General features: G+C 71.4%; 6 protein-coding genes and 1 pseudogene. 4 read left to right on the top strand and 3 right to left on the bottom strand.

Annotation, left to right across the window (positions count from 1 at the left end; translation table 11 throughout):
* On the top strand, positions 1-287 hold a 287-nt coding region (locus tag ABD154_RS11450), incomplete at its 5' end, for an FCD domain-containing protein (RefSeq protein WP_344251330.1).
* Between the two features lie 27 nt (positions 288-314).
* Here the strand turns inward: ABD154_RS11450 and ABD154_RS11445 are convergent.
* Entirely contained in the window at positions 315-1286 is a 972-nt protein-coding gene (locus ABD154_RS11445; RefSeq protein ID WP_198498311.1) for a helix-turn-helix domain-containing protein, read from the bottom strand.
* A gap of 152 nt (positions 1287-1438) precedes the next feature.
* On the opposite strand from ABD154_RS11445, the gene ABD154_RS11440 reads away from it, so the two are divergent.
* The 3 genes and pseudogenes from ABD154_RS11440 to ABD154_RS11430 all read left to right on the top strand — a co-directional run bounded on the left by ABD154_RS11440 (position 1439) and on the right by ABD154_RS11430 (position 5265).
* Positions 1439-3268 (top strand): FAD-dependent oxidoreductase, encoded by a 1830-nt coding sequence (locus ABD154_RS11440; protein ID WP_198498312.1) that lies wholly within the window; start codon positions 1439-1441, stop codon positions 3266-3268.
* Positions 3265-4290 (top strand): annotated as a pseudogene (locus ABD154_RS18040) (maleylacetate reductase); the annotation flags it as partial. The gene ABD154_RS11440 and the pseudogene ABD154_RS18040, both read left to right, overlap by 4 nt.
* Positions 4291-4359: 69 nt before the next feature.
* Positions 4360-5265 carry a dioxygenase family protein gene (locus ABD154_RS11430; protein WP_198500927.1) on the top strand — a complete coding sequence of 302 codons (906 nt, stop codon included), beginning with the start codon at positions 4360-4362 and terminating at the stop codon, positions 5263-5265.
* A gap of 70 nt (positions 5266-5335) precedes the next feature.
* Here the strand turns inward: ABD154_RS11430 and ABD154_RS11425 are convergent, their stop codons facing one another.
* On the bottom strand, positions 5336-6058 hold the full coding sequence (locus ABD154_RS11425) for a DeoR/GlpR family DNA-binding transcription regulator (protein WP_198498313.1): 723 nt from the start codon (positions 6056-6058) through the stop codon (positions 5336-5338).
* Entirely contained in the window at positions 6058-7104 is a 1047-nt protein-coding gene (gene pdxA, locus ABD154_RS11420; RefSeq protein WP_344251329.1) for a 4-hydroxythreonine-4-phosphate dehydrogenase PdxA, read from the bottom strand. The genes ABD154_RS11425 and pdxA overlap by 1 nt, the downstream gene beginning before the upstream one ends.
* Positions 7105-7286 lie beyond the last annotated feature (182 nt).

The following is a 7286-nucleotide window of genomic DNA, read 5'->3' as shown; positions in this document are numbered from 1 at the left end:
GCGCGGCCCTCGACGCCGGCGAGCACCTCGAGTTCGCCCGGGCCAACTGGGCGCTCCACCGCGTCATCGCCGAGGCGTCGCCGAGCCAGATGCTGCGATCCGTCTACCTCGGCGTCCTCGGGCTGCTCGAGGACCACGCGGTGAGCATCGCCGGCAGCGCTGACGCCCCGCTGCCGGAGTACGTGCGGTCCCGCTACGACCTCCACGTCGAGATCGTCGACGCGATCGCGGCGCGCGACGGTGAGCGCGCCCGCGAGCTCATCGCCCTCCACAACCTCAACGGATGACACCTCGCTCACCGGCCGGGTCCCTGGTCAGCTGCCGGGCAGCTCGGCTGCGAGCTGTCGGCGGTGGCGCAGCGGGCTGATGCCGAAGCGGTCGCGGTAGGTGCGGGAGAACTGCGCCGCCGACCGGAAGCCGCTGGCCGCAGCGACCTCGGCCATGCTCAGGCCCGCGGCGCGCGGATCGGCGAGCAGCCCGGCCGCCGTGTCGAGGCGGGCACCGAGCACGGCGCGGGGCACGCTCAGCCCCGCCTCGGCGAGGATGCGGGTCAGCTGCCGCTCCGAGACCCCGAGGTGCCCGGCGATGCGCGCGGCACCGAGATCGGGCTCGCGGTGATGATCGGCGATGACGGTGAGCGCCTCCTCGACGATGCTCCCGCCGGGGGAGGCCGCGGTGAGCACGCTGCCGAGCAGGTCGAGGAGCCGCCCCTCAAGCGGCGCACCCCCGCCGAGGCGTCGGTCGATGAGGCCCTCGGCCACCTCGGCGAAAGCCCTGCCCGGTGCGGTCGGGCTCGCGGAGTCGTCGAGGTCGAGGGCGGTCGGGGTCGGCCACGAGGACCGGCCGGTGAGATCGGTGAGCGTGCGGCGGGGAAGGCGGACGACGAGCTCGTCGACCCCGGCCCCGAGGCCGCGCGCGAACGCGGTGTCACCGTCGACGACGATGCCCCGGCCGGGTCCCAGCGTCAGCTGTCCCGCCCGATGGGCGAACGTGCTCGCACCCCGCAGCGGCAGATAGAGCAGGGCCCCGGACGCCGGGTGGCCGGCGATCTCGGCAGGCCCGCGCCGCACGGCATGCGGGGTGCCCGTGACCTTGGCGATGCGCACCTGCGGGAGGTCGAGGGTCGAGGTCACCGCGCGGAAGGCGGCGCCGCCGGCGGAGACGGTGCGCAGGCCCACGAGGGCCGCGGCATGGTAGGCCTCCCAGTCCTCGACGCGGCGCGCGGGAGGCGCGGCGTCGGTGGAGAACCGCGCGCGCACCGGTGGGTCTCCCGCGCTGGCGATCATGCCTCTCATCGTAGCCGTGACGGCGTGAGCCGGATCTCAGCTTTTTGACGATTTCGGCCACGATCACCTCGGCGAGATGACCCCGCGCACCGGCCCGTGCCACCCTCGAGGCCACGCGGAAACCACCGCACCACACGACAAGGAGAGTCACCATGGTCATCTTCGACGACGGAGTCGCAGAGACAGCCACCCCGGAGGGGGACATCGTCGACACCGACGTCCTCATCGTCGGTTCGGGTCCGGCGGGGGCGTCAGCGGCCCTGTTCCTCTCGACCCTCGGGATCCCCAACATCATGATCACGAAGTACCGGTGGACGGCGAACACCCCGCGGGCGCACATCACGAACCAGCGGACGATGGAGATCTTCCGCGACGTCGGCATCGAGGACCAGGTCCTCGCCGAGGCGACCCCGCACGAGATGATCGGCGACACCGTCTTCTGCACGTCCCTCGCCGGTGAGGAGATCGGACGGATCCTCACCTGGGGAAACCACCCGGCCCGGCACGCCGACTACGAACTCGCCTCCCCATCGCTCAACTGCGACATCCCGCAGACCCACCTCGAGCCGATCCTCGTGAGGAATGCGACGATGCGGGGCACGCAGGCCCGCTTCTCCGCCGAATACCTCTCCCACACCCAGCATCCCGACCACGTCGACGTCCAGGTCCTCGACCGCCTGACCGGCCGGGAGCTGACGATCCGCGCGAAGTACCTCATCGGCGCCGACGGCGCCCGGTCGAAGGTCGCCGCCGACATCGACCTGCCCATGGTCGGGGACATGGACATCGCCGGATCGATGAACATCACCTTCACCGCCGACCTCGAGACGCTCGTCGGGCACCGGCCCTCGGTCCTCTACTGGGTCATCCAGCCGGGATCGAACATCGGCGGCATCGGCGCGGGACTCGTTCGCATGGTCAGACCGTGGAACGAGTGGCTCATCGTCTGGGGCTTCGACATCGCGCAGGGACCGCCGGAGGTCACCGAGGCCGACGCGCTGCAGATCGTGCGCAACCTCATCGGCGACCCCGACCTCGAGGCGACGATCACCGGGATCTCCCTGTGGGGCAACAACGAACAGTATGCGAGCCGACTCCAGTCGGGCCGGGTGTTCTGCGCGGGGGACGCCGTGCACAAGCACCCGCCGTCGAACGGACTGGGATCGAACACCTCGATCCAGGACTCCTACAACCTCGCGTGGAAGATCGCGGCCGTCCTCCGCGGAGAGGCCGGAGAGGACCTGCTCGAGACCTACAGCGCCGAACGCGCCCCGGTCGCCGAGCAGATCGTCACCCGCGCGAACAAGTCCGGTCGTGAGTTCGCCCAGCTCTTCGACGCCCTCGGGCTCACCCCCGACCAGACCGAGGAGGAGATGAACGAGGCGATCGCCGCCCGCAAGGACGCCACCGCAGACGGCGCGGCCGTGCGGACGAAGGTGAGGGAGGCGATGGAGGTGAAGAACTACGAGTTCAACGCCCACGGCGTCGAACTCGGACAGCGCTACGTCTCCACGGCCGTCGTCGCCGACGACCGGGACCCGACGGAGAACCCGCGCGACCCCGAGCTCTACTACCAGGCCGGCACGGATCCCGGCGTGCGCCTGCCCCATGCCTGGGTCGGCAACTCGCGGGAGAAGCTCTCCACCCACGACCTCGCCCCGTACACCCGGTTCACCCTCATCACCGGGACGACCGGCGCCGGCTGGGAGGAGGCGGCGCAGGCGGCCGGGCAGCGCCTCGGCGTCGACATCGGCACCGTCGTCATCGGCCCCGACCGCGACGTCACCGACCTCTACTTCGACTGGGATCGCCTCCGCGACGTCGCCGAGGACGGTGCGATCCTCGTCCGTCCCGACAAGCATGTCGCGTGGCGGGTGCCGTCCCTGCCCGACGACGCCGCCGACCAGCTCACCTCAGCTCTCGCCGCTATCCTGGCGACGGGACCGGCAGACTCGAACGAAAGGCTCGGTGACATCGCATGACCTTCGATTTCACGCACACCACCCTCGGCCAGCGCGTCGTCTTAGGCACCGGGCAGGCCGCTGCCGCAGTCGCCGCGGAGGTCGAGCGCCTCGGGGCCGAACGGGTCATGGTCATCGTCTCCGAATCCGCCGCGGACAAGGTCACCGACTTCGCCGACCACTTCCCGGTCGCCCTGTGGCACCGGGAGGTCGTCATGCACGTGCCCGCCGAGGTGGCCGATCGTGCCGTGGCCGCCGCCGAGGTCGGCGACATCGACCTCGTCGTCAGCGTCGGTGGCGGTTCGGCAACGGGGCTGGCGAAGGCGGTCGCGCTGCAGACGCGGATCCCGGTCATCGCCGTGCCCACGACGTTCTCCGGCTCCGAGGCGACGAACGTGTGGGGGCGCACCGAGAACGGCCGCAAGCGCACCGGGGTCGATGATGCGGTGCTGCCGCGCACGGTCATCTACGACGCCGACCTCCTGCGCGACCTGCCCCACGACCTCGCCGTCGCCTCGGGCCTCAACGCCCTCGCCCACTGCATCGACTCGCTGTGGGCCCCGGCCGCCGACCCGATCAACCGGGCGCTCGCCCTCGAAGGCATCCGGGCGCTGCGCGAGGGTCTGCCGCAGCTCGGCGCGGAATCCTCCGCACTGACGGGGCTCGAGTCCACGCTCTACGGCGCCTACCTCGCCGCCGTCGCCTTCGCCTCGGCGGGATCGGGCATGCACCACAAGATCGCCCACGTCCTCGGCGGCACCTTCGACCTCCCGCACGCCCAGACCCATGCGATCGTCCTGCCCTACGTCCTCGCCTTCAACGCCCCCGCCGTGCCCGAGGCCGAGGCGCGGATGGCGGAGGCGTTCGGAGCCGAGACCGCGGTCGCCGGACTCCAGCGGCTGCGCGAGGCCGTCGGCGCCCCGCGGGCACTGTCGGAGCTCGGATTCGCATCCGGTGACATCGCCGAGGCGGTCGACCTCGCCCTCGAAGCGATCCCCGGCGACAACCCCCAGCCGGTGACGCGGGAGAACCTCACGGCGCTGCTCACCGCCGCCCGGCGCGGCGATGAGCCCCAGACCGTCGCCCCGCAGGGGTCGCCGGGCGGGACCGGCATCGCCGCCGAGGCGGCCGAGGACGCTGCCGGGCTCACCCCGGCCGAGGTCGAGGAGCGGCTCATCGACACGGTCATCGCCTCGTTCTCGGGCACCCCCGATGACCGCCTCCGGCAGCTGATGACCGCGGTCGTCACCCACCTCCACGGACTCATCCGCGACGTGCGGCTGACCGAGGACGAATGGAACCGGGCGATCGGCTTCCTCACCGACGTCGGACACATCACCGACGACCGCCGGCAGGAGTTCATCCTCCTCTCCGACGTCCTCGGCGCATCGATGCAGACGATCAACGTGAGCAACCAGCCCTACCGTGACGCCACCGAGGCGACGGTGTTCGGACCGTTCTTCGTCGACGACGCCCCGCTCATCCCCGCCGGCGGGGACATCGCCGGGGGAGGAGTGGGAGAGCCGTGCTGGGTCGAAGGCGTCGTCCGCGACACCGACGGGGCTCCCGTGCCCGGGGCCCGCATCGAGGTCTGGGAAGCCGACGAGGACGGCCTCTACGACGTCCAGCACGATGACGACCGCGTCTACGGGCGGGCGCATCTGTTCTCCGACGACGACGGGTCGTTCCGGTTCTGGGGGCTCACCCCCACTCCGTACCCGATTCCCGACGACGGACCGGTGGGGCGGCTGCTGGCGGCGACGGGGCGCTCGCCGATGCGGGCGAGCCACCTCCACTTCATGGTCACGGCCCCGGGCCTGCGCACGCTCGTCACCCACATCTTCGTCTCCGGAGACGAACTGCTCACCAGCGATTCGGTCTTCGGCGTCAAGGACTCCCTCATCAAGGACTTCGCGCAGCAGCCGGCGGGCACCCCGACCCCCGACGGCCGCGACCTCGGTGACCTGCCGTGGTCGCGCACGCGCTTCGACATCGTGCTCGCTCCCGCAGGCGTCTGACGACGACCGGGCGACGACGACCGGGCAGATCGTCGAGTGACGACGCCGGGGCGTCAGGCGCCGCCGCTGCTCACCCGGTGGCTCGCGTGCCGGTCTCGTCGATCCAGATCCACCCGTCGGGCAGCGGCGCCCAGGCCGCGACCTCGCGACCGGACTTCGAGGAGTCGGCGAGGACGACGACGCTGCGGGCGCGCTCGGCGATGAGCTCCTTCGTCCTGGCCTCGGCGAGCGTCGGCTCCCCGATGCCGACGTCCGGGTCGACGGCGTCGGCGCCGAGGAACGCGACGTCGACGTGGACGCGTGCGAGCGCATGGTCGCTCAGCGCCCCCGTCGTCCCGTGCGAGAGGGTCGAGACCTCACCGCCGACCATGGTCACACGCGGACCGTTCGGGTGCGCGAGCGTCAGCGCGATCTCGAGTCCCCGGGTGATGACGGTGAGGTCGTCGCGGTCGCGGAGACGCTCGGCCACCCGCACGGTCGTCGATCCGGCGTCGAGGAAGATCGTGCGCACCTGCGCGCTTACGTGGCTCAGGGCGTGGGCGGCGATCGCGTCCTTCGCCTCGGCCTGCTGCTCCATCCGCTGACCGAGTGGGGGTTCGACGTACCCGGCGGCGGTCGCCCCGCCGATCGTGCGGATGACTTCACCGGCGTCGGCCAGCTCCCGCAGGTCCCGCCGGATCGTCGACTCCGAGGTTCCGAGCTCGGCGGCCAGGCGCGGGATCGACCACGCCCCCGACTTCAGCCGGGACCGGATGTCGTCGCGGCGCTTGGCCGTGCTGCTGCGGACGGCCATCACCGCGGCAGGTACTCCGCGCGGATGCCGTCGACGAAGGGCGCATAGCCGATCGCCGCACGGTAGGCCGAGCGCATCGTGCCGGCATCGGCGAGTCCCTGTCCGGCGATGTCGAATGCCGTGCCGTGGTCGACGGAGGTGCGCAGGATCGGCAGGCCCACGGTCACGGAGATCGTGCCGTCGAAGTCGTACGTCTTCGAGGCGATGTGCCCCTGGTCGTGGTACTGCGAGAGGATCCCGTCGAAACGCCCGGTCAGCCCCTGGTGGAAGACGGAGTCGGCGGGGATGGGTCCGGCGACGTCGAAGCGACCGGCGGCGTTGACGGCCTCGACGGCGGGGCGGAGGATCTCGATCTCCTCGTCCCCGAACGCCCCGTTCTCCCCGCCGTGCGGATTGAGGGCGGCGACGGCGAGCCGCGGCGCAGTGACCCCGTAGAGCTGCAGGGCGCGATGGGCGCGTTCGATCGAATCGATCTGCGTCTCGACGGACAGCGCGTCGATCGCCTTCCGCAGCGACATGTGCCGCGTGGCGAAGAAGATCTGGAGCTTGTGGTCGGGGACCTTCGCGTTCTCGACGACGAACATCGTGTCCTGCTTCGTCACCCCGGTGAGCTCGCCGAGCATCTCCGTGTGCCCGAGGTGCTCAGAGCCGGACTGCCACACGGCCTCCTTGTTGATCGGTCCGGTGACGATGCCGGCGATCTCCTCATCCATCGCCGCCCTGGTCGCGACTTCGATGGCCGTGACCGCGGCACGGCCGGCGCGCGCGTCGACGACGCCCCAGTCGGGCAGGTCGTCACCGAGCACGCCGATGTCGAAGACGTCGATGACGCCCTCTCCCGCCGAGGCGGTCGCGAAGTCGGTGATCGGGCGGAGTTCGACGTCGAGGCCGAGGACGTCGACGGCGCGTCTCATCACGGCGAGATCGGCGACGGCGACGCCGTGCTGGTCGTCGCGGGCGGAGAACTCCGCGAGCACCTGGGCGGTGATCTCCGGGCCGATCCCGACGGGGTCTCCCACGGTCACGGCGAGGATGGGTGCGGTCATGTCATACTCCTTCGGTGGTGCGGTCTCGGTGGTCGGCATCGGGCTCATCCCTGCCCGACCCGGGAGGTCGCCATGAGGTAGTCGAGGCAGAGGGCTGCCGTGTCGGAGTCGCCGATGAGACCGCCCTTCGTGACGATGGGCAGGCCGTCGGCGCGTCCGCCGACGAGGCGACCGCCGACGGG

The sequence above is a fragment of the Brevibacterium sanguinis genome, assembly GCF_039528855.1.
Classification (GTDB): Bacteria; Actinomycetota; Actinomycetes; order Actinomycetales; family Brevibacteriaceae; genus Brevibacterium; species Brevibacterium sanguinis.
The sequence above is the reverse complement of the archived record's forward strand: the minus strand, read 5'-3'. Positions and strand labels throughout refer to the sequence as shown.